This is a genomic window from Microbacterium sp. NPDC055665 (assembly GCF_053618035.1).
In genome coordinates this window covers 429,313-454,447 of record NZ_JBSHGY010000001.1, presented here as the reverse complement: position 1 = coordinate 454,447, position 25,135 = coordinate 429,313, and the positions used below count along the sequence as shown (strand labels likewise).

Annotated in this window: 21 protein-coding genes; 17 read left to right on the top strand and 4 right to left on the bottom strand. The window is 68.3% G+C overall.

The genetic code is table 11. From position 1 onward, the window contains the following. The first annotated feature begins 109 nt into the window (after positions 1–109). Positions 110–1,150, top strand: a complete 1,041-nt coding sequence (locus ACWGO6_RS02205) for an LOG family protein (protein ID WP_136041203.1) — start codon at positions 110–112, stop codon at positions 1,148–1,150. On the opposite strand, the gene ACWGO6_RS02200 is transcribed toward ACWGO6_RS02205, so the two are convergent. Then, positions 1,119–2,474 (bottom strand): flavin monoamine oxidase family protein, encoded by a 1,356-nt coding sequence (locus tag ACWGO6_RS02200; protein ID WP_452325731.1) that lies wholly within the window; start codon positions 2,472–2,474, stop codon positions 1,119–1,121. The genes ACWGO6_RS02205 and ACWGO6_RS02200 overlap by 32 nt on opposite strands. A gap of 127 nt (positions 2,475–2,601) precedes the next feature. Between ACWGO6_RS02200 and nusA the strand changes: the two genes are divergently transcribed. The 5 genes from nusA (at position 2,602) to ACWGO6_RS02175 (ending at position 9,505) form a co-directional block, all read left to right on the top strand. Next, positions 2,602–3,585, top strand: coding sequence for a transcription termination factor NusA (gene nusA / locus ACWGO6_RS02195; protein ID WP_136041205.1), 984 nt, complete (start codon positions 2,602–2,604; stop codon positions 3,583–3,585). A 62-nt stretch (positions 3,586–3,647) separates the two neighbouring features. Further along, positions 3,648–3,902 carry a YlxR family protein gene (locus ACWGO6_RS02190; RefSeq protein ID WP_136041206.1) on the top strand — a complete coding sequence of 85 codons (255 nt, stop codon included), beginning with the start codon at positions 3,648–3,650 and terminating at the stop codon, positions 3,900–3,902. Positions 3,903–3,996: 94 nt separating this feature from the next. Beyond that, complete coding sequence (infB, locus tag ACWGO6_RS02185; protein WP_452325730.1) at positions 3,997–6,747, top strand: translation initiation factor IF-2; 2,751 nt, start codon at positions 3,997–3,999, stop codon at positions 6,745–6,747. 94 nt (positions 6,748–6,841) lie between these two features. Further along, positions 6,842–7,267, top strand: coding sequence for a 30S ribosome-binding factor RbfA (gene rbfA / locus ACWGO6_RS02180; RefSeq protein WP_136043668.1), 426 nt, complete (start codon positions 6,842–6,844; stop codon positions 7,265–7,267). A 114-nt stretch (positions 7,268–7,381) separates the two neighbouring features. Further along, on the top strand, positions 7,382–9,505 hold the full coding sequence (locus tag ACWGO6_RS02175; protein ID WP_452325729.1) for a response regulator transcription factor: 2,124 nt from the start codon (positions 7,382–7,384) through the stop codon (positions 9,503–9,505). 5 nt (positions 9,506–9,510) lie between these two features. Here ACWGO6_RS02175 and ACWGO6_RS02170 read toward each other — a convergent pair whose 3' ends face one another. Continuing rightward, positions 9,511–10,407 (bottom strand): A/G-specific adenine glycosylase, encoded by an 897-nt coding sequence (locus tag ACWGO6_RS02170; protein ID WP_452325728.1) that lies wholly within the window; start codon positions 10,405–10,407, stop codon positions 9,511–9,513. Positions 10,408–10,462: 55 nt separating this feature from the next. On the opposite strand from ACWGO6_RS02170, the gene ACWGO6_RS02165 reads away from it, so the two are divergent. The 7 genes from ACWGO6_RS02165 (at position 10,463) to ACWGO6_RS02135 (ending at position 17,478) form a co-directional block, all read left to right on the top strand. Further along, the gene (locus tag ACWGO6_RS02165) at positions 10,463–11,116 is read left to right on the top strand and encodes a hypothetical protein (protein WP_136043670.1); all 654 of its coding nucleotides are present in this window, start codon (positions 10,463–10,465) and stop codon (positions 11,114–11,116) included. 44 nt (positions 11,117–11,160) lie between these two features. After that, on the top strand, positions 11,161–12,060 hold the full coding sequence (gene truB, locus ACWGO6_RS02160) for a tRNA pseudouridine(55) synthase TruB (RefSeq protein WP_136043671.1): 900 nt from the start codon (positions 11,161–11,163) through the stop codon (positions 12,058–12,060). Beyond that, positions 12,057–12,425, top strand: a complete 369-nt coding sequence (locus tag ACWGO6_RS02155) for a hypothetical protein (protein ID WP_452325727.1) — start codon at positions 12,057–12,059, stop codon at positions 12,423–12,425. Before truB ends, ACWGO6_RS02155 begins: the two co-directional genes overlap by 4 nt. Positions 12,426–12,482: 57 nt before the next feature. After that, complete coding sequence (locus tag ACWGO6_RS02150; protein ID WP_240745179.1) at positions 12,483–12,920, top strand: hypothetical protein; 438 nt, start codon at positions 12,483–12,485, stop codon at positions 12,918–12,920. Continuing rightward, on the top strand, positions 12,917–13,870 hold the full coding sequence (locus ACWGO6_RS02145; RefSeq protein WP_136043674.1) for a bifunctional riboflavin kinase/FAD synthetase: 954 nt from the start codon (positions 12,917–12,919) through the stop codon (positions 13,868–13,870). Before ACWGO6_RS02150 ends, ACWGO6_RS02145 begins: the two co-directional genes overlap by 4 nt. A 232-nt stretch (positions 13,871–14,102) precedes the next feature. After that, positions 14,103–16,247, top strand: coding sequence for a DEAD/DEAH box helicase (locus ACWGO6_RS02140; RefSeq protein WP_452325726.1), 2,145 nt, complete (start codon positions 14,103–14,105; stop codon positions 16,245–16,247). 202 nt (positions 16,248–16,449) lie between these two features. After that, positions 16,450–17,478 carry a 6-phosphofructokinase gene (locus tag ACWGO6_RS02135; RefSeq protein WP_029263659.1) on the top strand — a complete coding sequence of 343 codons (1,029 nt, stop codon included), beginning with the start codon at positions 16,450–16,452 and terminating at the stop codon, positions 17,476–17,478. A 110-nt stretch (positions 17,479–17,588) separates the two neighbouring features. On the opposite strand, the gene ACWGO6_RS02130 is transcribed toward ACWGO6_RS02135, so the two are convergent. Continuing rightward, the gene (locus ACWGO6_RS02130) at positions 17,589–18,440 is read right to left on the bottom strand and encodes a DUF559 domain-containing protein (RefSeq protein WP_452325725.1); all 852 of its coding nucleotides are present in this window, start codon (positions 18,438–18,440) and stop codon (positions 17,589–17,591) included. Between the two features lie 199 nt (positions 18,441–18,639). Further along, complete coding sequence (locus tag ACWGO6_RS02125; RefSeq protein ID WP_452325724.1) at positions 18,640–20,739, bottom strand: S9 family peptidase; 2,100 nt, start codon at positions 20,737–20,739, stop codon at positions 18,640–18,642. A gap of 155 nt (positions 20,740–20,894) precedes the next feature. On the opposite strand from ACWGO6_RS02125, the gene ACWGO6_RS02120 reads away from it, so the two are divergent. From ACWGO6_RS02120 to ACWGO6_RS02105, 4 genes are all read left to right on the top strand, one after another. Beyond that, positions 20,895–22,265, top strand: coding sequence for an inorganic phosphate transporter (locus ACWGO6_RS02120; protein ID WP_136043678.1), 1,371 nt, complete (start codon positions 20,895–20,897; stop codon positions 22,263–22,265). Beyond that, positions 22,262–22,597, top strand: a complete 336-nt coding sequence (locus ACWGO6_RS02115; RefSeq protein WP_136043679.1) for a peptidase — start codon at positions 22,262–22,264, stop codon at positions 22,595–22,597. Before ACWGO6_RS02120 ends, ACWGO6_RS02115 begins: the two co-directional genes overlap by 4 nt. A gap of 54 nt (positions 22,598–22,651) precedes the next feature. After that, complete coding sequence (locus ACWGO6_RS02110; protein WP_452325723.1) at positions 22,652–23,572, top strand: phosphodiesterase; 921 nt, start codon at positions 22,652–22,654, stop codon at positions 23,570–23,572. A 61-nt stretch (positions 23,573–23,633) separates the two neighbouring features. After that, on the top strand, positions 23,634–25,094 hold the full coding sequence (locus ACWGO6_RS02105; RefSeq protein ID WP_452325722.1) for an aspartate ammonia-lyase: 1,461 nt from the start codon (positions 23,634–23,636) through the stop codon (positions 25,092–25,094). Positions 25,095–25,135: the final 41 nt, after the last annotated feature.

The window sequence follows — 25,135 nt, the reverse complement described above, 5'->3', positions numbered from 1 at the left end:
GGGCGGCATGGGCATTGACATCCAGGCCGGGCGGTGATCAGTCCGGGACGTCGACGGCATGCCCGGCGTTGCGGCCCACGGGGATCCGGCCGCGTGCCACGCTGGTGTCATGATCGACGAACCGCTGCCGGACGCCCTCAACTCCGAGATCGACGCCATCCTCGACGGCGCGGACGCACACGCCGACCGTCGGCTGGTGAGGAGGATGGTGCGGACGGCGATTCTGCTGGGAGAGGATGACGCCGACCGGCTCGACCTCAAGATCGCCTCTGCTGCGCTGGCGGAGATGCGCGACGCCTTCCGACTCTTCGCACCGTTCCGCGGTGTCCCCAAGGTGACCGTCTTCGGTTCCGCGAGAACCCGGCAGGACGACCCGCTCTACCTCACTGCTCGCGACGTCGCCGCCGCGCTGGCGAGTGACGGGTGGATGGTGGTCACGGGGGCGGGGCCCGGCATCATGCAGGCGGCCTCCGAGGGTGCCGGTCCCGCGCTCTCTCTCGGCGTATCGATCCGCCTTCCGTTCGAGGAGAAGGCGCAGGGGCTCATCACGGACAACGACCAGGTCGTCGCGATGAAGTACTTCTTCACCCGCAAGCTGATGCTCATCAAGGAATCGCTCGGGTTCATCTGTCTTCCCGGTGGGTTCGGCACCCTGGACGAGATGTTCGAGCTGCTCACGCTGCAGCAGACGGGGAAAGCGGAGCCCACGCCGATCGTGCTCCTGGATCAGCCGGGAGGCACGTTCTGGCAGGGTCTTCGGAGTTTCATCGACGACCACCTCGCTCCCACGGGAGTGATTTCGGAAGGCGACTTCGATCGGGTGGTCATCACCGATTCCGTCGACGCGGCTCGTGCGGAGATCACCGGTTTCTGGCACAACTACGATTCGCTGCGATGGGTCGGTGGGGCGCTCGTGCTGCGCCTGCGCGCGGAGCCGACGGACGCCGAGATCGACGCGCTGAACGAACAGTTCGCCTCGATGCTCTCCTCCGGGCGGATCGAGAGGACCGCACCGCGGCAACCGGAAGTCGCCGACGACGACCTGCTGGAGCTGCCGCGGCTGATGCTCCACCTCGATCAGCGTCAGGTCGGGAATCTGTTCCGACTGATCGGTGCGATCAACGCACTTCCCTCTGCTCCCGCTCGATGATGCGAGCCGCGAAGTCGTCGAGGTCGATCGCGCGGCCCAGGATCCTTTCCGCGGCACGGTGCCCCGAATAGTAGGCCGCGCCGACGGTGGCAGGCTCATCGCCCCAGGTGGCCTCGCCCGCGAAGTGCAGGACCCCGTCGACGGGGCCGGCCAGGTCGTCGTGGTCGTGATGACTCGACCCCAGGGCCAGATGTGAGTAGGAGCCGTTCGAGAACTCGTCCTGACCCCAGTGCGTGACCCAATGAGCCCGGGGTTCACCGACCGCATCCCCGTAGAGCACCCGGAGGGCACGCACGGCATCGGCGACGACGTCTTCGTCGGGGAGCTCCTGCATCCGTCGTCCGAAGGGGCCTGCGGCGAAGGTCAACAGGGTGGGCAGGCCGCTGACAGCGGAGACGTCGTACCAGGAATGCCAGTGCTCGCCGGCCTCGCCGAGCGCACGCAGCACATAGCTGTCCTCGTTCCAGAACCGCCTGTCGAACTGGATGAAGACCTTGTTGAAGACTCCCATCCCGAGTCGTGTGAGAGGACCGGCCACGGCCTCCGGCAGTGCAGGATCGAACTCGATCGAGCCGGCCTTGAGCACACCCAGGGGGACGGTGACGACGACCTGATCCGCGGTGAAGGCTGTGTCGCCGGCGTGCACCACCACCGCACTGCTCGAGTGATCCACCCTCGTCACGCTCGTCTCGAGGCGGATGTCGAGACCCGCGCCGATGCGCCGGGGAACCTCGTCGTATCCGCGCGGGAAGATCACCTCATCCCCGTCGATCGCGTCCTCGTCGAGGCCGTGTGCGTCGAGGTCTCCGATCCAGGCACCGCACTGCTCCTCGACCCGGTGACGGAAGAACTCGCGGATGTCGTCGATGCGCTCCGGCGCGAGGCCGGACCGGTCGAGAGCTCGTTCCGTCACGTCGAGATATGTGTCGCCGGGGGAGGAGGCGCCGATCTCCTCGACGAGGAGTCGATCGACCGCATCGACATCGGCGATCCACTGAGCGGTGGCGTCGGCACCCATGGGGCGCCCATCCCCGTCGAAGTTCTCGATGGGCCGCCCGCCGACCTGGAAGCTGCCCACTGTGTACTCGATCGTCGGAATCCGAAGTGCCTGGACGAGACCCCACAGTGGCGATCCGTCGATTCCATGGATCCAGGAGGCGCCACGGTCCACCGAGAACCCCGCCTCCCGATCGGTGTGCATCCGCCCGCCGACGCGGTCACGACCTTCCAGGATCACTACTCGATGCCCCGCATCGGCGAGCATGCGCGCGGCCGTGACACCCGACATTCCCGCACCGATCACGATCGTGTCGAACGATCCCATGCGTCCTCCTCGACTTCCGGCGCGGAAAACTGCCGCCGTCGTGGCAGGGGCCGGTTGGCACAGGGTATCGTGGTACGGATGTCGCGCGTGCGAACAGGCGCGACGAGAGCTGAATAGAGAGGCCGTCATGGACATCGAACTGAGTCTTCTGCGAGGGATCGAGAAGGAGAAGGCGATCCCCTTCGACGAACTCGTCGCGATCATCGAGCAGGCGATCCTGACCGCGTACTCCAAGCATGTCTCCGAGGACGGTGTGACGCCCGAGGGCGTCCGCGTGCACCTCGACCGCAAGACCGGGCATGTCGCCATCCTGCAGGTCGTCCGCGACGAGGAAGACGCCATCATCGGCGAAGAGGATGCGACCCCCGACGACTTCGGCCGGATCGCGGCCTTCGCCGCGAAGCAGGTCATCAGCCAGCGACTGCGTGACATCGCCGACGACGTCGTGCTCGGCGACTTCAAGGACAAAGAGGGTGACATCGTCGCCGGCGTGATCCAGCAGGGTCCGAACCCGCGCATGATCCACGTCGACCTCGGTGCCGTCGAGGCGATCCTGCCCCCCGAGGAGCAGGTGCCCGGCGAGGAGTACACCCACGGATCGCGTGTGCGCGTGTACGTCACCAGCGTCGCCAAGGGGCTCAAGGGACCGCAGATCACGGTCTCCCGCACGCACCCGGGGCTCGTCCGCAAGCTCTTCGCGCTCGAGGTTCCGGAGATCGCCGCCGGTCTCGTCGAGATCGTGGCACTGGCCCGCGAGGCCGGTCACCGGACGAAGATCGCCGTCAAGGCGAACGACCCGTCGATCAACGCGAAGGGCGCCTGCATCGGGGAGCTCGGCCGCCGCGTGCGCGCCGTGACCGAGGAGCTTGCGGGGGAGAAGATCGACATCGTCGACTACGACGCCGACCTGCCCACGTTCGTGGCGCACGCGCTGTCGCCGGCCAAGGTCACGAGCGCTTTCGTGCTCGACGCGAGCACCAAGGCCGTTCGGGCCCTGGTGCCCGACTACCAGCTGTCGCTCGCGATCGGCAAGGAGGGTCAGAACGCGCGTCTGGCCGCCAAGCTCACCGGCGCGAAGATCGACATCCAGCCGGACAGCGTCCTCGACTGACCGGCTCCGGCCTTCCGCCTCGCCCGGCGCGCGGGCGAGGCGGGGTGAAACGCAGGTGTAAGATGGAACCCGTACGAACGTGCGTCGGTTGTCGCACGCGTGCTCCCCGCTCCACCCTGCTCAGGGTGGTGTCCCAGAACGACACTCTCATCATCGATGAGCGTGCTGTGCTGCCGGGGCGCGGCGCGTGGGTCCATCCGACTCGGGAATGCATGGATGCCGCTCTGCGACGCCGCGCATTCGGACGAGCACTGCGCGTGGCCACTGAGCTGGACACGCGGACCTTCGAACAGCACCCACCAAGAAACAAAGGCTGAACAGCTATGGAAACAAAGTGAACGGCTCGAAATGAGACCCGTCCGCGACTAGTGGTCTGCCCTGTCTGGGTGGACCGACTCAGACAGGAGAATTGTGGCTGGTAAACCACGCGTACATGAGATCGCCGCCGAACTCGGCGTCGACAGCAAGGTCGCTCTTGCAAAGCTCAAGGAACTCGGCGAGTTCGTGAAGAGCCCCTCTTCGACCATCGAACCGCCGGTGGCGCGCAAGCTGCGCGCGGCGATCGAGGCCGACGGGTCGCTCAAGGGTGCGGCCGAGTCCGCTCCCGCGGCCAAGCCCGCTGCCGCCAAGACGGCGGCGAAGCCGGGCGCCAAGCCCGCGCCGACCCCGGGCCCGAAGCCCGGCCCCAAGCCCGCTCCGGAGGCTCCGGCCCCCGAGGCGCCCGCGCCCGCTGCACCGACTCCTGCCCCCGCGGCAGCGGCCCCCGCAGCATCCGCCGCGGAAGCATCCAAGCCCGCAGAGGGCAATGCACCGACGCCCGGCGCCCCGCGTCCCGGCAACAACCCGTTCTCTTCCGCGCAGGGTATGGGTCAGCGCCCGGCCGGACCCCGTCCGGGCAACAACCCGTTCGCATCCGCGCAGGGCATGGGCCAGCGCCCGACGCCGGGCAACATCCCGCGTCCGCAGGCCCCGCGCCCCGGCGCACCCCGTCCGGGTGCTCCGCGTCCCGGCTCGCCTCGTCCGGGTGCGCCCCGCAGCGGCGGTGGCGGTCGTCCCGGCGCTCCGTTCCAGCAGCGTCCCGGCGGCCCCGGTCGTCCGGGCGGTGCCGGTGGCCCCGGTGGTGCCGGTGGTCCTGGTGCACGTCCCGGCGGTGGCGGCGGCTTCGCCGGTCGTCCCGGTGGCGGCGGTGGTCGTGGTCGTGGTCCCGGCGGTGGTACCGCAGGCGCCTTCGGCAAGGGCGGCGGCAAGAGCAAGCAGCGCAAGTCGCGGCGGGCGAAGCGGCAAGAGTTCGAGATGCGGAGTGCTCCGGTCGTCGGTGGCGTCAACGTCACCCGCGGCAACGGAGAGATCATCCGCATGCGCCGCGGCGCATCCATCGCGGACTTCGCCGACAAGATCGAGACGCTGACCGGCTACACGGTGCAGCCCGGAACCCTCGTCACCATCCTCTTCAACCTCGGCGAGATGGCCACGGCCACCGAGTCGCTGGATGAGGCGACGTTCGAGGTCCTGGGCGCTGAGCTCGGCTACAAGATCCAGATGGTCTCGCCCGAGGACGAGGACAAGGAGCTCCTCGAGGGCTTCGGTCTCGACCTCGAGGCCGAACTGGAAGCCGAGAGCGAAGACGACCTCGAGATCCGTCCTCCGGTCGTGACCGTCATGGGTCACGTCGACCACGGTAAGACGCGACTTCTCGACGCGATCCGCCAGACCAACGTCATCGAGGGTGAAGCCGGTGGCATCACCCAGCACATCGGTGCCTACCAGGTCTGGACCGAGCACGAGGGCATCGAGCGGGCCATCACGTTCATCGACACCCCGGGTCACGAGGCGTTCACCGCCATGCGTGCCCGTGGTGCGCAGGTCACCGACCTCGCGATCCTCGTGGTCGCAGCCGACGACGGCATCATGCCGCAGACGGTCGAGGCGCTGAACCACGCCCAGGCGGCCAATGTGCCGATCGTGGTCGCGGTGAACAAGGTGGACAAGCCCGACGCCAACCCGTCGAAGGTGCGCCAGCAGCTCACCGAGTACGGTCTGGTCGCCGAGGAATTCGGTGGCGACGTCATGTTCGTCGACGTGTCCGCTCGGGCCAACACGGGTATCCAGGAACTCCTGGACGCCGTGCTGCTCACGGCCGATGCCGGTCTCGACCTGACGGCCAACCCGAACAAGGCCGCTCGCGGTGTCGCCATCGAGGCGAAGCTCGACAAGGGTCGCGGTTCGGTCGCCACGGTGCTCATCCAGTCCGGAACGCTTCGGATCGGTGACGCGATCGTCGCGGGTACGGCATACGGCCGTGTGCGTGCGATGGCGGATGAGAACGGCGAGCAGGTCCTCGAGGCCTACCCGTCGCGTCCGGTCCAGGTGCAGGGTCTGAACTCCGTTCCGCGTGCCGGTGACGTCTTCATCGTCACCGAGGAAGACCGCATGGCCCGCCAGATCGCGGAGAAGCGCGAAGCAGTCGAGCGCAACGCCCAGCTGGCCAAGGCCCGCAAGCGCATCTCGCTCGAGGACTTCACCCGCGCTCTCGAAGAGGGCAAGGTCGAGTCGCTCAACCTCATCATCAAGGGTGACGTCTCCGGTGCCGTCGAGGCGCTGGAGGAGTCGCTCCTCAAGATCGAGGTCGACGATTCGGTCCAGCTGCGCATCATCCACCGCGGCGTCGGCGCCATCACCGAGTCCGACGTGAACCTCGCGACGATCGACAACGCGATCATCGTGGGCTTCAACGTCCGTCCTGACACGAAGGCGCGCGAGCGTGCTTCCCGTGAGGGCGTGGACATCCGGTTCTACTCCGTCATCTACAACGCGATCGACGAGATCGAGAGCTCGCTCAAGGGCATGCTCAAGCCGGAGTACGAAGAGGTCCAGTCGGGTGTCGCCGAGATCCGCGAGGTGTTCCGCTCCTCGAAGTTCGGCAACATCGCCGGTGTCATCGTGCGATCGGGAACGATCACTCGAAACGCCAAGGCTCGTGTCATCCGCGACGGTGTCGTGCTGGCCGATGGTCTCGCCATCGAGTCGCTGCGTCGCTTCAAGGACGACGTCACCGAGGTCCGTACCGACTACGAGGCCGGTATCGGTCTCGGCAAGTACAACGACATCCAGATCGGTGATGAGATCGAGACGACCGAGCTCATCGAGAAGCCTCGCGGCTGATCAATTTCGAACACCTTCGGGCGTCCTCCCCTCCCGCTCCTCCGGAGCGCGGAGAGGAAGGGCGCCCTGAGGGTTCCTGGACAGGGAGAGAACAATGGCAGGCGAACGACAGGCCCGGCTCGCGGACCGTATCCGCGTGATCCTCGCAGAGCGGTTGGAGAAGGGGCTGCGCGATCCGCGCCTCGGCTTCGTCACCATCACCGACGTGCGTGTGAGCGGAGACCTTCAGCACGCATCGGTGTTCTACACGGTGCTGGGCACGGAGGAGGAGCGCATCTCCAGCGGCGCGGCCCTCACCTCGGCCACCGGCATGCTGCGCAGCGAGGTCGGACGGCAGCTGAGCACCCGTCTGGTGCCCACGCTGGAGTTCATCCCGGATGCTCTCCCCGAGAACGCGGACCACATCGGTGCGCTGCTTCGCGAGGCGCAGCAGCGCGATGCCGACGTCGCGAAGCTCGCGTCATCCGCATCACACGCCGGCGACGCGGATCCGTACCGCACCGAGGACGAGCCGGAGTGATCACGGTTTGATACGCTCGGCTTCGCGGGACTGCTTCCGTGAAGCTGGGGGAACGGCATCGAGGGTACGGGTACACAGGGGGCTCTCTTCGTCGCGCCTGCCGCGCTGGGCCTGTTGCTCGACGAGCTCCTGGATGTCGATCTCGGCTGTGTGCCCCATGTGCTCGCCCGCCTCGCCGCCGAGCTGGATGCGGACTCCCGGGCTATCCTCGAAGTCGCCGAGCGGTTGTCGGCGGACCAACGCCATGGCTTGCGCCCGCTGCCCAGCCCGCTGCCGCTCGTCCCGTCCATCGCACGCAGATTCGAGGCGACGGAGCTCGGTGCCAGAGACCGCGAGTTGCTCACGGCGCTCGCGCTCTCGCTGGACGGTGGACTCGACGCCCTCCTGGAGTTCGACGGCAGGTCCGCGGCCGCGATCGCCGCGGGCCCGTTGGGGGAGCACATGCGGCTCCATGCCGGTCACGCGCGCTTCGCCGATCCCCGCCTCTCCATCTGGATCAGGGCAACGACCGGCACCGCAGCCGTCGCCGGGGTCCATGCGCGGCTCAGCGTGATCTTCCGCCGTCGAGGAGACCGGGTGAGTGAGGATTGGCACCGCGCTCGTGCCTCCCTCGAGGGCGCTCCCGAGAGCGCAGTCGAGTTGACGACCATCGCGAGGCAGCTCAGCGAGGCCGGCCACCCGGAACGGGCGCTGCTGCTCGCGCGGGAGGCAGCGGAGCATGCGCTCGGCGAAGCCCGGGACGAAGCGCATCTCGTCGCGGGGGCTTCGGCCGTCGGCGCCGGCTTCGCGACGGAAGCGATCGCGTGGTTCAGCGGGCTGTATCCGCACTCCGCGGAGCGCTGGCGACTCATGGGCCTCGGCGGCCTGCTCGTCGCCCAGGCGTTCGAGCAGGGCGCAGTGCCGGAGGTCGAACCGAAAGCCTTGCGCCCGCGCACGGATGACGCCGCGGACTGGTGCCATTGGACGAGGGCTGCGGCGCTGGCCGCCGTGATGTGCGCGGAGCGGGGCGATCGTCGCGCGATGCGGGTATGGCTCGACGCCGTGCGGGAGGGCACCGCACGAATCGGTGGAGAACGCGAGCTCGCAGACCCCGTCATCGCGCTGAGCTGGCTGATCTCCGGAGAGCGCGACATCGACGCGACTGCGGGCTCGGGCCCGGTGGCCGGCGGGATGCTGCGTGCGCTGCAGGCCGCGATGGACGGCGACGTCGATCTGGGGCTGCGGGTGCTGGCACGGGGCGGATCCGGAATGTCCGCCGAGGCGGACCCGTTCGTCCCGGGATTCGAGCACAGTCCCGTCGTCCAGGCGTATCGCGCTGTCATCGAGGTGCTGCTCCTGGTGTGGCGCGGTGACATCGGTCTTGCGCGCGACCGGCTGATCCAGGCCGCACTCGTGTTGCCGGTCTCGTTGCCCCTCGCCGGACTGGGCGTGGTGCTCGCCAGACGTCTCGATCTTGCCGTGCTCGGCGAACTGGGACCGTACGCGCGATCGCTCACCGCCGCGCTGCCGGCCGGTGCGAGGATCGACCGTCTCGTGGATCGGGGTATCCAGTCGTTTCTCGCGGGTTCCTTCGACGATGCTGCAGCGACGATCCGCCTCTGGGCCGATCTCGGGTCGGCGCGGACCACCATGACGGTTCCGGCGCTCGATGAACTCGCGCTCGACCCGGAGGGGGGCTCGACGCCGGCGCCATCCATCGAGCCGCCGGAGATCGCTCTCGCGCAGCGACTGCGGGTCCGGCTCGCGACGGCCGGAGACGGTCGCTGGCGGTCCGAGTGCATCGAGGTGCGAGAGGCGGCACGGACGCTCCGTTCGCCGTTCGCGCGGGCGAGGGTGGAGACGATGCTCGGTACCCAGTACGCCATACGCGATGACCATCGCTCGGCGCGCATCCACCTGCAGCATGCCGAGAGGCTGTTCGAGCTGTGCGGCGCGACGGCATGGGCGCGGACGATCCGCGGACGGTTGGACAGGCTCGACGCCAAGGAAGGGAGCATCGTTCCCGCCGTCGATCCCTTGTCGGCGTGCCGAGCCGCATGGTCGCTTCAGCTGACCGCGCGCGAGTTGGAAGTGGCGATGTGCGCGGTCGGGGGAGCGGCGAACCGCGACATCGCGGAGCACCTCAACTTCTCGGTCCGCACGGTGGAGGTGCACCTCGGTCGCGTCTTCACCAAGCTCGACGTCCGCAGTCGAGTCGAGCTGACGGTGCTCGCGCATCGCACCGACCACCACCTCTGAGCCCGTCAGCGCGGCAGCGAGAGGGTGGCTCCATCGGCTTCGGCGAGGCCGTCGGCGATGAGCGAGTCGATCGCGCGGTCCCGCTGACGGGCGTCCGGCCAGTCAGGGAGAACCAGGTCGAGCGGCACGGCCCCGGGAGATCGATCGCGCAGCAGCCGCAGCACGGCACCCCGCGCCTGCCGGTCCGAACCCTCGTAGGCGGCCTGGCGACGACGTTCGTCCCCGGTGTCCGGCCTGCCGGCTGCCAGCCACGCACAGCCGCCCGCGAGCGGACACAGCTCGCACCGCGGGGAACGCGCCGTGCACACGGTCGCGCCGAGCTCCATCATCGCGGCATTGAACACCGCGGCCTGATCGAGGTCGTCCGGGAGCAGTGAGGCCATCAGATCGAGGTCCCGGCGTGATGCGGCGCCGGGCTGGGCGCGGCCCTCGACAGCGCGCGCGAGCACGCGTCGCGTGTTGGTGTCGACGACGGGGTGCCGGTCGCCGTAGGCGAAGACGGCGACGGCGCGGGCCGTGTAGTCGCCGATGCCGGACAGGGCGAGGAGGGAATCGACGTCGCGGGGCACGACCCCGCCGTGACGCTCGGTGATCACCACGGCTGCCCGGAACAACCAGAGCGCGCGACGCGGGTATCCGAGGTTGGCCCACTGCTGCACGACTTCCGCTGCCGAGGCAGAGGCCATCGCCGTCGGCGTGGGCCATCGGGCAAGCCACGCCTCGAGATGGGGGATGACCCTTGCGACCGGGGTCTGCTGAAGCATGAACTCGCTCACCAGAACACCCCACGCGCCGAACTCGTTATGAAACGTAGACCGGCGCCACGGCAGGTCGCGAGCGGTCGATCGATACCATTCAGGCAGGTGCGACCTCATTTCAGGACGGGCCTGCATTTCGGGCATCCATCCACCCTACGTGAGCGGCCGGACGAGCCTGAGACCGGAGATTGGGGCACACATGATCAACACACGTACGAGCGCGCTCGTCGTCGCCACGACCTTGGCTGTGGGAAGCCTGGTCGGGTGCGCGGGGACATCGACACCCGCGTCGACGCCCAGCGGCGGATCCACGCCGACCGCAACGGCAACGACCACTCCGAGCCCGACGGCGGAGCCCCGGGTCGAGGATCCGGCGGACCCCGCTACCTGGATCATCGACGAGGCGGGAGTCGGACCGATCGACGTCGGAGGTGATTTCACCTCGACGCTCGGTGGCCTTGCCGGGCCATGGGCCAACGACACCGCGAACTGCTCGTGGTCAGCGTGGTGGATGGCAGCGGACTCGGCCTACGGTGTTTCCTTCGTCCGCGGAACAGAGAGCGAGGCGGCGCCCATCCGTGAGATCTCCGTGTACTCCGCAGCCGAGACTCCCGCCGTGGTCCCGGGGCCGGTGACGGAGGTCGGGCTGGGCATCGGAGCGACCAAGGCCGAGGTGCTCGCTGCGTACCCTGACGCGCAGGAGGGAGTGTCGACGATCGGAAGCGACACCTGGATCATGCTTCCGAGCGCGACCGATGCTCATGTCTACTTCGCCTTCCGCGAGAACAGCGACACCGCCTGGGACGTCACGGTGACGACCGGTGCTGAACCCTCGTACGAGGTCTGCGGCTGACCCGAGCGGCCGGTGCGCGGCATCGCTCTCGGTAGGCTGGGGGGATGGTCTCGCCCGGCATCCTTCTCGTCGACAAGCCCGCTGGGATGACCAGCCACGACGTGGTCGCACGCACGCGGCGCGCGTTCGGCACGCGGAAGGTCGGCCATGCGGGCACACTCGATCCGATGGCGACCGGACTCCTCGTCATCGGCATCGAAGGAGCCACCCGACTGCTGACCTACATCGTCGGCGCGGACAAGACCTATGAGGCGACGATCCGTCTCGGACAGACCACCGGGACCGACGATGCCGAGGGCGAGATCCTTGCCACCGCCGAACCCGAGGCGTGGAGCGCGGTCACGGATGCCGCCGTCGAAGATGGCATCCTGGCGTTGACCGGCGAGATCTCACAGGTTCCCAGCTCGGTGTCCGCCATCAAGGTCGACGGCCGGCGTGCATACGATCGGGTCCGGGCGGGCGAAGAGGTCGTGCTCGCGGCGCGGGACGTCGTGGTCTCTCGCTTCGAGGTGGCGGCACGGCGTCAGCGGGACGGTTTCCTCGACCTCGATGTGATCGTCGAATGCTCGTCCGGAACGTACATCCGGTCCCTCGCCCGCGACCTCGGCGCGTCCCTCGGCGTCGGCGGACACCTAACCGCACTGCGGCGCACAAGAGTGGGGCCTTTCGAGGTGAGCGACGCCGTGGGCCTGGATGCGCTGGAGGGGGCCCGCACACTGACTCCGGCGGCCGCCGCCGGCCGCATCCTTCCCGTGCTCGACGTGTCGGCCGAGGAGGCACGCGATCTCCGCCACGGAAAGCGACTCCTGGATCAGGCCGGTCGCCTCGACGGCGCAGGAGCGAACACCGCGGCCGTCGACCCGGACGGCGTCCTGGTGGGCATCGTCGAGAAGCGCGGCGCAGATCTGAAGAGCGCCATGAACATGCCCGAGGGCGACCGATGATCCTGTGGCTGACGATCGCGCAGATCGCTGTCGCCGTCGCCGCCGGGGTCTTCTGCGTCGTCGCCGGCCTGAGTGGGCGTCGACCCAGCGACATCAGCGTCGGCGCGCTCGCCCTCGTCGAGGTGCTGCTCGTCGTCCAGGTGATCGTCGCGATCGTCGCACCGCTCGCGGGAAACCCGCCCACGGGAGACCTGCTCGAGTACTGGGTCTACCTCGTGTCGGCGGTGCTCCTCCCCATCGGAGCCGTGCTGTGGGCGCTCATGGAGCGCAGTCAGTGGAGCACGGTCATCCTCGGAGTCGCGGCACTCGCCATCGCGATCATGCTGTGGCGCATGCAGGTCATCTGGACCGTCCAAATCGCGTGACGCGAGGCGTCGTGGCGGAGTCCGCCTCCCTCTCGCGGCTCTAGGATGGAATGCGCTATGAGCTCCACCGCCCCCTCCACTCGGATGACCGGAATCGGTCGCGTCCTGGTGATCGTCTACGCCGTCATGGCGCTGGCGGCCACCGGCCGCAGCTTCGTGCAGATCGTCCGTCGATTCGACGAGGCGCCGCTGGCGTACTCCCTCTCCGCACTCGCCGCCGTCGTCTACATCCTGGCGACCCTCGCGCTCATCCTGGCCCGTCGTCGCGGGTGGTACACCGTCGCCTGGGTCGCGATCGTCTTCGAGCTCACCGGTGTGCTCGTCGTCGGGCTGCTGAGCATCCTGATGCCGGCGCTGTTCCAGCACGAGACGGTGTGGTCGCTGTTCGGGCGCGGATACCTGTTCATCCCCCTGGTCCTCCCGGTGTTCGGGATCTGGTGGCTGCGCACGCACCGCCCCGTCGACGCCCCGGTTCCCACCGAGGTGCACGCGTGATCGTCTTCCGCAGCCCCGAGGAGGTTCCGGCCGGATTCGGGCCGAGCGCGGTCGCCATCGGCAAATTCGATGGTGTCCATGCCGGTCATCGTGCGGTCATCGAACGGCTGAAGGAAACGGCCGCGTCCACCGGCAGCCGCGCGGTCGCCGTGACCTTCGACCGCAATCCGCTGGCCGTGATCCGCCCGGATCGGTGTCCCGAGAACGTCGTCACCGTCGATCGCAAGCTCGAGCTGCTGGGTGGCCTCGGCCTCGACGCGACCCTCGTGCTCACGTTCGACGAGGAGATGGCCGCCCGCAGCGCCGAGGACTTCGTCGTCGACATCCTCGTCGGTGCCCTGCAGGTGTCGACCGTGCTGGTCGGCCAGGACTTCCGTTTCGGCCACCGCGGCGCGGGCACCCCTGAGCTGCTGCGCGAGCTCGGCCCCCGCTACGGCTTCTCCGTCGAGGTCGTCGACGACGTGTACCTTCCGGGCTCCACCCGACGCGTCTCATCCAGTTGGATCCGTGAGCTGCTAATGGAGGGAGACGTCGCGTCGGCGGCCACGGTTCTCGGGCGCTATCCCGATGTCCGCGGCGAGGTCGTCCACGGCCTCAAGCGCGGGCGGGAGCTGGGGTTCCCGACCGCCAACCTCTCGACCATCGTCGACGCGTTCGTTCCCGCCGACGGCGTCTACGCCGGGTGGCTCGTCGATCACGACACGGGCATCCGTCATCCTTCCGCGATCTCCGTCGGCACGAATCCGACCTTCGATGACGTCCTCGTGCGGCAGGTCGAGGCGCATGTGCTGGGTGAGACCGGCCTCGACCTGTACGGACACGACGTCACGGTCGAGTTCGTGGCGCGGCTGCGGGGCATGGTGGCGTTCGAGGGAATCGAGAAGCTGATGGAGCAGATGGGGGCGGACGTCACGGAAGCTGCTCGGGCTCTCGGCGTCACGTTCGAGTAGTCTCCGCCCGCCGCCGTCCGCGCCCTCCTCGGACGACTCGGCGTGGGCGATCCGCAGGTGTCGCGTCGGATGACATAGAATGGACTCGGCTCCCGCCGATTCTCACGCTTCTCGCGTGCTTCGGCGGGAAGAAGACCCACTGTTCGTACGGTCCTGGCTCACGCCACACGCGGACATCGAGAACGGCCCGCGGCTTCATGGGGAAGCCGGAGCCTTCACGCTCAGGAGGAGCATGCCGACCACGGCAACCGCCACCACACGGCGCAAGAAGACGTCCCGTCGAGATGACGAGGCACCCCTCATCCCGATCCTCGCGCGCAAGGTGCGCGAGATCGAGGCGAAGTCGCAGCGAGGGAAGCTCGGCCCGACCAATCGGGTGAAGTTCCAGGTGATCGCATTCCTGGTGCGCGAGGAGCGCGCCCGAGTGAAGGCGGATGCCGAGATCGGCGAACCCGCCCGCGCTGAGCTGCTGAAGCGGCTCGACGGTGTGGCCACGATCCTCGCCAAGACGGCTGCACGCGACACTTCGCTCATCCAGCTGCTCGAGGCCGACCAGGCGACGTCGCCGGTGGCCAAGCGCATGCGACGCGACTGGCTGCTCGAATCCGGTGCGGAGCTGGCTCCCGAAGAGCTGATCATCGCGGATGCCGCACCGGTCCAGATCTCCACGATCCCCGCGGCCATCGCCGAGCGACAGGTCACGCCGCCCTCGGTCGAGTCCCGGCAGTTGGCGAACCCGTTCCTCGCTCCCGACCTGACGCCGCGACCGGCCGCGACCCCGCGCCGCCGCCTCGACGGCTGGGAGCTCATGGGCCCGCTGTACAAGGCTTTCGAGACCGGCGCCGGCGGATCCGCTGCGTCCATGGATCTGCCACCCGCGCCGGAGTACGACCACATCTCGCCCAAGGGCCTCGAGGTCATGGTGCATCAGTCACGATTCCTCGAGGCCGTGAAGGCGGGCCACCGCAGCTTCCTCCTCGCCGATGAGCCTGGCCTCGGCAAGACGGCGCAGTCGGTGCTGGCCGCGTCGGTGGCCGGTGCCTACCCGCTGCTCGTCGTCGTGCCCAACGTCGTGAAGATGAACTGGGCGCGCGAGGTCGAGCGGTGGACGCCGCAGCGACGGGCCACGGTCATCCAGGGCGATGGCACCGACATCGACGCATTCGCCGACGTGTTCATCGTGAACTACGAGATCCTCGACCGGCACATGTCGTGGTTGGCCTCGATCGGTCTGCGCGGAATGGTCGTCGACGAGGCGCACTTCATCAAGAACCTCTCCTCGCAGCGTTCGCAGAACGTGCTGTCGCTCGCCGCGCAGGTTCGTGAGCGCACCCCGGGACACGATCCGCTCATGCTCGCTCTCACGGGCACCCCGCTGATCAACGACGTCGAGGACTTCGACGCGATCTGGCGCTTCCTGGGGTGGACCACGGGGGAGAAACCGGGTCCCGAGCTGATGGAGAAGCTGGATGCGACCGGGTTCACCCCGGCCGACAAGGCGTTCTACCCCGAAGCCCGCGACGCGGTCATCTCGATGGGCATCGTCCGCCGCAAGAAGAAGGACGTCGCCGCCGACCTGCCGGACAAGCTGATCGCCGATCTGCCCGTGCAGCTGGACGACGAGTTCGGACGCAGCATCCGTCAGGCCGAGCGCGAGCTGGGGGAGCGGCTCGCCGCTCGCTACCGCCGCATCATCGAGGCTCGTGGCGACCGCGGGTTCGCCCCCGGAGAGATCGACGACGACATCGTGCGTCTCGTCGCTCAGAACGAGCTCGAGGAGTCGAAGGCCGCCGGCACCGGGGGAGACAACGTCTTCACCATGGTCCGTCGCATCGGTCAGGCCAAAGCGCCGCTGGCCGCGGACTACGCCGCCCAGCTGCAGCGCTCGGTCGGCAAGGTCGTCTTCTTCGCGAAGCACATCGACGTGATGGATCAGGCCGAGGCGCACTTCGCCGCCGCGGGCATCCGGTCGGTGTCGATCCGAGGCGACCAGACCTCGACGACACGTCAACAGGCGATCGACGATTTCAACAGCGACCCCGCCGTGGGCATCGCCGTCTGCTCGCTCACTGCGGCCGGCGTCGGGCTCAACCTGCAGGCGGCGTCGAACGTCGTGCTCGCCGAACTGTCGTGGACGGCTGCCGAGCAGACGCAGGCGATCGACCGCGTGCACCGCATCGGTCAGGACGAGCCGGTCACCGCGTGGCGGATCATCGCCGCGCATACGATCGACACCAAGATCGCGGAGCTGATCGATCAGAAGCAGGGTCTCGCAGCTCGCGCGCTCGACGGTGAGGCTGTCGAGGAGTCGGCCGCAGAGCCCGTGCAGCTGGCGGCGCTCATGCACCTGCTTCGTCAGGCTCTGGGCTCGGCCTGAGCGTGAAGAACATCCGTTCTTAACGCTGGTTTCCCCTCTCCGACGACCGGAATCGGGAAGTTCGTCGATATCGGCGAATCTCGGTGTCAAGATCGGTGGTTTTCGTCGCCATCGAATGGCGCGGGGGGAGCCGGGACGCTAGTGTCGATCGAAGGCAGCGTCGCCTTTCCCCCATATCTCCCGAACGTCTGAAGGCACCAGCATGAAGATCGGCATCCTGACGAGCGGCGGCGACTGCCCCGGCCTCAACGCGGTCATCCGCGGCATCGTGCTCAAGGGCACCACCACGTACGACCTGGAGTTCGTCGGCATCCGTGACGGATGGCGGGGCCTCGTCGACGGCGACTTCATGCCGCTCACGCGTCACGAGGTGAAGGGCCTGTCCAAGGTCGGCGGCACGATCCTCGGCACCAGCCGCACGAACCCCTACGAGGGCGAGCGCGGAGGGGCGGAGAACATCGCCAAGACGCTCTACGGGCACAAGATCGACGGCATCATCGCGATCGGTGGTGAAGGCACGCTTGCCGCTGCCGACCGTCTCGCAAAGGACGGCATCAAGGTCATCGGCGTCCCGAAGACGATCGACAACGACCTGCAGGCGACGGACTACTCGTTCGGCTTCGACACGGCCGTGAACATCGCCACGGACGCGATGGACCGGCTCCGCACCACCGGCGACTCGCACCAGCGGTGCATGGTCGCCGAGGTCATGGGGCGCCACGTCGGCTGGATCGCCTTGCACGCCGGCATGGCCGCCGGCGCACACGTGATCTGCATCCCCGAGGTGCCGATGTCGATCGACGACATCACCGAACTCGTGACGAGCGCGCACGACCGCGGCCGCGCGCCCCTGGTGGTCGTCTCCGAGGGCTTCAAGCTCCTCGGCATGGACGAGGCTTACAGCGACAAGGGCCTCGACGCCTTCAACCGGCCGCGGCTGGGTGGTATCGGCGATCTGCTCGCTCCCGAGATCGAGCGCATCACGGGCATCGAGACGCGCGCCACGATCCTCGGCCACATCCAGCGGGGCGGGTCGCCTTCCGCGTTCGACCGCGTGCTGGCGACGCGTCTCGGCCTCCACGCCGCGGACGCGCTCGTCGACGGAGCCTGGGGTCAGATGGTGGCGATGCAGGGCACCGACATCGTGCGGGTCCCGTTCGCCGACGCGCTCGGCGAGCTGAACACGGTTCCGCGTTACCGCTACGACGAGGCCGCTGCGCTCTTCGGCTGAGACTTCGGCTCGCGCGGCGCTCTGCTCGCCGGTTCAGGCAATCCCGCGAGAACAGGCAGTTTCGCCGCTCAGATGCCTGAATCCGGCTGATTGCCTGATCTCGCGGGCGTTCAGGCGTGCGCGCGACGGCAATGCAGACCCTGCGCCATCGCGGTCAGCACCGTCTGTTCGACGTAGCGGGCGTTGTTCATCACCTGGTGCACGTCGAATCGGAGGATCGTGTAGCCGCGGAGCACCAGGCGCGCATCGGCGCGGATGTCGCGGCGCCGATCCTTCGGGGAGCTGTGATGTGCGAACCCGTCGATCTGGATGCCGAGTCGGTCACCGATCATCCCGTCCAACGGGTGCCCGTCGACCCAGACCTGCTGGCGCACGACGACGTCGATCCCGCGCATCAGGGAGACGAAGGTGGTCTCCGGCCCCGAGTCCGAGCGATCGCCGACGAGCATGGTGAGACGGGATGCCGCCGCCGAGCGCCACGCGACGCGCTCGAGGACATCGACATCGACCCCGCCTCGGCGCACCGCGGACTCCCAGACCGTCAGGGCATCCGGTTCAGGCAGACACCGGGCGATCTGGAACAGGACGTTGATTACAGGCTCCTCCGTCGAGCGCGGATGCACGGGAACGGGACCCTGGCTGCGGTGGACGAGGATGCCGGATGCATCGAACCGCGATGCGCTGTGCGCGAGTGCGACGTGCACGGCATCCGTCTTCAGCTCCCACCAGCCGCGGAGACTGGCCGCGCTCGCGCAGGTCACGCGTCCGCCGACCTTCGCAGCCGCGACACGCCTCGGGTCGCACTCGGGGGTGAGGAGCCAGGATCGGCGTACACGCCTGAGCCGTCCGTCCTCCACTGCTCGCGACACCGCGTGATCGGTGAAACCCGCACGGCGGAGGGCGGAGGAGTGCGCGGCACCGTTCTGCGCGCGCACCCATTCCGCAGCTGTCAGATCAGGCATGAGGTCAGCTTGCCCGTGCCGGCGGGCGTGGCGGAGCCGCAGTCCCGGCGCTGGGGGAGAGACGCCCTCGCGCGCGAATCTGTGGAGAGGGCGTCGCGCGCGCCGGCGGCAGAGCCGAGACAGGCGATCGCGCCGGAACAGGCAGTTTCGGGCGGGATCTGCCTGATTGGGCGGGATCGCCTGATGCGGCCGCGTCGGATCAGGCCTCGGCGAGTCCGAGCGTGTCGAGCAGCCAGGCGAGCTCGAACGCACGCTCGCGCCACGAGTTGTAACGGCCGCTTACGCCGCCGTGCCCTGCCACCATCTCGCACTTGAGGAGCACATCGGATGCGCCGGCCTCGCGCAGGCGCGCGACCCACTTCGCCGGCTCCACGTACAGCACGCGGGTGTCATTGAGCGATGTCACCGCGAGGATGCGCGGGTAGCGGATGCCGTCGCGCACGTTCTCGTACGGGGAGTACGACTTCATGTACTCGTAGACGTCGGCGTCGTGAAGAGGGTCGCCCCACTCATCCCACTCGATGACGGTCAGCGGCAGCGAGGGATCGAGGATCGTCGTCAGTGCATCCACGAAAGGCACGCCCGCGAGGACGCCCGCGAAGAGCTCGGGCGCGAGGTTGGTCACGGCACCCATCAGCAGTCCGCCGGCGCTGCCGCCCTCGGCCACCATCCGGCTCGGCGAGGTCACGCCGGTCGCGACCAGGTGCTCGCCGCACGACACGAAGTCCGTGAAGGTGTTGCGCTTGTTGAGCAGCTTGCCGTCTTCGTACCACTGGCGGCCCATCTCGCCGCCGCCGCGCACGTGAGCGACCGCGAAGATCACGCCACGATCGAGCTCCGAGAGCCGCGCGACCGAGAACCCGGGGTCGATCGAGTGCTCGTAGGAGCCGTAGCCGTAGAGATGCACGGGACGTGCTTGCGCACCCGGCTCTCCGAATGACCGCTTCCACACGAGAGAGATCGGCACCCGCACCCCGTCGGAGGCCGTCGCCCACTCCCGCCGCTGGCCGTACTCTTCGGGGTCGTAGCCGCCGAGGACGGTGACCTGCTTGCGCAGCAGCAGCTCGCGGCTGGCGAGGTCGAGGTCGTACACCGTGCCGGGCGTGACGAAGGATGTGTATCCGAGCCGCAGGAAGGGGGAGTGCCACTCCGGGTTCCCGCTCACCCCGGCCGAGTACAGCGGCTCGTCGAAGGGGATCTCGTCGACCGTATCCGTGGCGTAGTCGAGCAGTCCGACACGCTCGAGACCTTCGCTGCGGTACTCGATCGTGGCGAAGTCGCGGAACGCATCCATGCCGAGCAGACGCCGGCCGGCTTCGTGGGCGATCACCCGGTGCCGCTCGCCCTGAGGGTCGGACGCCGCCACCGAGACGAGTTCGAAGTCGAGGGCTCCGTCGTTGTGCAGGATGAAGAGCCGGTCCTCGCCGTCCACCACGGCGTGATCGATCGAGTACTCCACTCCTTCCCGGCGCGGCCAGACCAGGCGGGGTGCCGCGGTCAGGTCGCCGGTCAGGTCGACGAGGTACTCCTCGCTCGTGATGCTCGAACCGACCCCGATCACGAGGTAGCGCCGGCTGCGCGTGATCCCTGCGCCGAGCCAGAACTTCTCGTCGGGTTCGTGGAACAGCTGCACGTCGTCGGTGATCGGAGTGCCGAGACGGTGGAGCCAGAGCGTGTCCGGACGCCACGCCTCATCCCGGGTCGTGTAGAGGACGCCGGTGCCGTCCGGGGTGAAGAACGCGCCGCCGGTGTTCGGGATCTCGTCCTCGAGGGTGTCGCCCGAGACGAGGTCGCGCACGTGCACCGTGTACAGCTCGTCCCCCTCGAAGTCGGTCGACCAGAGCAGTTTCGTCGCGTCGTCCGACGTGTCGAACGCCCCGAGCGAGAAGAACTCGTGCCCCTCGGCCTCGACGTTCCCGTCGAGCAGGATCACCTCACCGGGAACCGGCACGCCGGCCTCGAGCGTCGGGGGAGTCCAGTCGTCGTGTTCCGCGGCAGCCCGGCAGTGGATGCCGTACTGGGCGCCTTCCTCGGTGCGGCTGTAGTACCACCAGTCGCCGCGTCGGGTGGGCACCGACAGGTCGGTCTCCTGCACCCGGCTCTTGATCTCCTCGAAGAGGCGCTCGCGGAGATCGGCCAGGTGCGCCGTCTCAGTGTCGGTGTGGGCGTTCTCCGCTTCGAGGTGTGCGATGACCTCTGCGGAGTCCTTCGCGCGCATCCACTCGTACGGGTCGTCGAACGTGTCACCGTGGTGCGTGCGAAGTGCGGAGCGGCGGGCAGCGAGAGGAGCGTCAGTCACCGTCCCACGCTATCCCAGGTCGAGTTGACCGGCACGGGGGAGGGTGGGAGAATTCACCGGGGCCGGTTAACGGAAGTCAAACCCACGGTGAACTCTTCGTTCGTCACGTCGATCACGTCGACATCTCCTTCTTCCTCAACGACCGAAAGCGAACGGTGGAAACCGCAGCCCTCATCGTCGTGCTTGTCATCGCGCTGGCACTCTTCTTCGACTTCACCAACGGCTTTCACGACACGGCGAACGCCATGGCGACGCCGATCGCCACCGGTGCGCTCAAGCCCAAGACCGCCGTCCTCCTCGCCGCCGTCCTGAACCTCGTGGGTGCGTTCCTGTCCACGGAGGTGTCCAAGACGATCTCCGGCGGCATCATCCGCGAGGACGCGATCATCTCTGCGGGAGCGGATCTGTTCCTCTCGCTGATCTTCGCGGGCCTCATCGGCGCCATCACGTGGAACATGCTGACGTGGCTCCTCGGCCTCCCGTCGAGCTCCTCGCACGCACTTTTCGGCGGCCTCATCGGCGCCACCCTGGTGGGCGCAGGTCTCGGCGGCATCGACTTCGGCATGGTGCTCTCGAAGATCGTGCTGCCGGCGCTCATCGCCCCCGTCACCGCGGGTCTCATCGCCTTCGCGGCGACGAAGATCGCCTACTCGGTCACGCGACGCTACGACGGCAAGCCCGACGGTCGCGACGGTTTCCGGTGGGGGCAGATCTTCACGTCCTCCCTGGTCGCCCTCGCGCACGGAACCAACGACGCGCAGAAGACGATGGGTGTGATCACCCTCGCCCTGATCACGATCGGCTGGCAGTCCGGCGTGCACCACGAACCGCAGCTCTGGGTGATCGTCGCGTGTGCCTTCACGATCGCGCTCGGCACGTACCTCGGCGGCTGGCGCATCATCCGCACCCTCGGCAAGGGGCTCACCGACGTCAAGCCCGCCCAGGGCTTCGCAGCGGAGAGCTCGACCGCCGCGACCATCCTGGCCTCCAGCGCGCTCGGCTTCGCCCTCTCGACCACGCAGGTGGCATCGGGATCCGTGATCGGCTCCGGCCTCGGTCGCAGAGGCTCCACGGTCCGCTGGCGGACGGCGGGTCGAATCGGCATCGGATGGCTCCTCACCCTCCCCGCAGCGGGCGCCGTCGGCGCTCTGGCTGCTCTTCTGGTCGTCTGGCTCGGCAACTGGGGTGTGGCGATCGATGCGGTTATCGCCCTCGCCATCATCCTCGGGCTCTTCATGCGCTCGCGCCGCAACGCGGTCACGTCGGCGAATGCCATGAGTGACGTGGCCGAATCGGGCATGGCCATCGAGCTGCCGGACACCCCGCCGCCGACGCGTCGCCAGCAGCGCATCCAGCAGGCCAAGGCGGAGGCGAAGGCCCGGGCCGAGGCCCGTGAGAAGGTCAAGGCTCAGGCGAAGAAGGACGCGCAGGCCAAGGCGAAGAAGAAGGCACAGGCCAAGGCGAGTGCCAAGGTCGACTCTTCCTCGAAGAACACGGACGCGATTCGGAACGGGGACTCGGAATGAACGTCGTCATCGATTGGATCGCGTTCCTCCAGGTGTTCCTCGCGGCGCTCATCGGCGCCGCCGCCATCGTCACCTTCTACGCCCTCGGTCTTCGTCTGCTGGTGCGCAGCGGTCGCGCACCGGTGGTGAGCCCCGCGGAATTCACGGATGCCATCACCGTGATCACCGAGAAAGAACTGAAGCGCGCGGAGAAGCAGGCGGCGAAGGCCGCGCGGAAGAGTCCGCTCACCGAGGGGCAGAAGCGGGTCGCACTCCTCGGCGCGTACGGCTGCTTCGCGCTGTGTGCCGCGGCCGTGGTCGCCGGCATCCTGCTCCTCGTCATCGGACACTGATCCGAGCTCGGCGCCGGCACGTCGAGCGTCGGTGCGGAGGCCTAGGCTGTTGGTATGTCCGCAGGAACGGGGAGAACGTACGCCTTCGGCCGCCATGAGCCCGCAAGCCATGTGCTGATCCACGTCAGTGATCCGCACTTCCTCGCGGAGGGGGCCCGGCTCGGCGGCCGCTACGACGTCGAAGCGAACTTCGCCCGAACGCTGGACGCCATCAGATCCGTGCATCCGCATCCGTCGGCGATCGTCGTCACCGGCGACCTCGCTGATCTGGGCGAGCCCGACGCGTACCGCCGGCTGAGAGCCGCGGTCGAGCCGGTGGCGGATGAGCTGGACGCTCCGCTCATCTGGGTCGCGGGCAACCACGACGAACGCCCGGCACTGCGGGCAGGACTGCTCGATGCGGAGGCGACCGAAGACCCGGTGACGGGCGTCTGGGACCTCGACGGTCTTCGTCTCATCGCCCTCGACACGAGCGTCCCCGGCTGGCATCACGGCGACATCGATCAGGACCAGCTGTCCTGGCTCGCCGATGTGCTCTCGGACCCCGCTCCGCACGGCACCCTGCTCGCGATGCACCATCCACCGCTCCCGAGCCATCTGCCGCTCTTCGACATCCTGGAGCTGCGGCATCAGGACGAGCTCGCCGAGGTCATCCGGGGAACAGATGTCCGCGGCATCCTCGCCGGGCATCTGCACTATTCGTCCCAGGGCACGTTCGCCGGAGTCCCGGTGAGCGTCGCATCGGCCACCTGCTACACGATGAACGTGGCGCGCCCGTCGGCCGACGTGAACGGTATGGACGCGGCGCAGGCGTTCCAGCTCGTGCATGTGTATCCGGAGACGATCACGCACACGGTGGTGCCGGTGACCGAGGCTCCGACGGGAGACTACTTCTCCGAGGCCTGGCTGGAGCGGATGGCCGCCCTCACGCCGGAGGAGCGACTCGAGGCGTTCTCCCGCAAGCCCGGTCGGTGAGCGGCGTAGACTGGCAGCATCCCCCACCCTTCTCACCCGCCACGACCCACGAGGATGTGACATGGCTTCTGCCGCGCCTACCCCGACCCGCACCGAGACCGATTCGCTCGGGAGCATGGAGATTCCCGTCGACGCGTACTGGGGGATCCACACCGCCCGCGCCGACGCGAACTTCCCGATCACGAAACGGCCCATCTCGGTCTACCCCGACCTCGTGGTCGGCCTGGCGATGGTGAAGCAGGCGAGCGCGCGGGCGAACCGCGAGATCGGCGTGTTGGATCACGAGCGTGCCGACCTGATCGACCGTGCGGCGCAGCGCGTGATCGACGGCGAGTTCCACGAGCAGTTCACGGTGGGCGTCATCCAGGGCGGTGCCGGAACCTCGACCAACATGAACGCGAACGAGGTCATCACCAACATCGCGCTCGAGCTCGCAGGCCGCGAGAAGGGCGACTACGCGTTCCTCTCGCCGATCGACCACACCAACCGCAGCCAGTCCACCAACGACGTCTACCCGACCGCCGTGAAGATCGGCCTGTCGCTGACGCTGCGCTCGCTGCTTGAGGAACTGGACCTGCTGCGCCTGTCGTTCCTCGGCAAGTCCCGCGAGTTCCACGATGTGCTGAAGGTCGGACGCACTCAGCTGCAGGACGCCGTGCCGATGACGCTCGGCCAGGAGTTCAACGGCTTCGCCACGACCCTCGGCTACGACCACACGCGGCTGACCGAGAACGCCTCGCTCATGTTCGAGATCAACATGGGCGCCACGGCGATCGGAACTGGCATCACCACGCACCCCGGCTACGCGCCCGCCGTGCTCAAGCACCTGCGGGAGATCACCTCGCTCGACCTCCGCACGGCCGGCGACCTGGTGGAGGCCACCAGCGACACCGGCTCGTTCATGTCGTTCTCCTCGACCCTCAAGCGCAACGCGATGAAGCTGTCGAAGATCTGCAACGACCTCCGTCTGCTCTCTTCCGGCCCGCAGGCGGGCTTCGGCGAGATCAACCTGCCGGCGATGCAGGCGGGCTCCAGCATCATGCCAGGCAAGGTGAACCCGGTCATCCCCGAGGTCGTGAATCAGGTGGCCTTCGCGGTCGCGGGCGCCGACATGACGGTGACGATGGCCGCCGAGGCGGGTCAGCTGCAGCTGAACGCGTTCGAGCCGGTCATCGCACACTCGATCTTCCAGTCGATCACGTGGATGCGCCAGGCGATGTGGACCCTGCGCGTGAACTGCGTCGACGGCATCACCGCCAACCGCGACCGTCTCGGCGCGATGGTCGGAGCATCGGTCGGCGTCATCACCGCCCTGACGCCCTTCATCGGATACGCGGCAGCCGCGGCGCTCGCGAAGACCGCGCTGCTGACGAACCGGAGTGTCGCGGACCTGGTCGTCGAGGCCGGTCTGATGTCGCGCGACGAGGTCGTCAAGCAGCTCTCGCCCGCGCGTCTGTCCGGACTCGAGACGATCACCGCGGCGATCCCGGTGATCTCGCCGGAGGACCGCATCGAGGTCTGACCTGCTGCGAACGCGAGAAGGGGGATGGATGCCGCGGCATC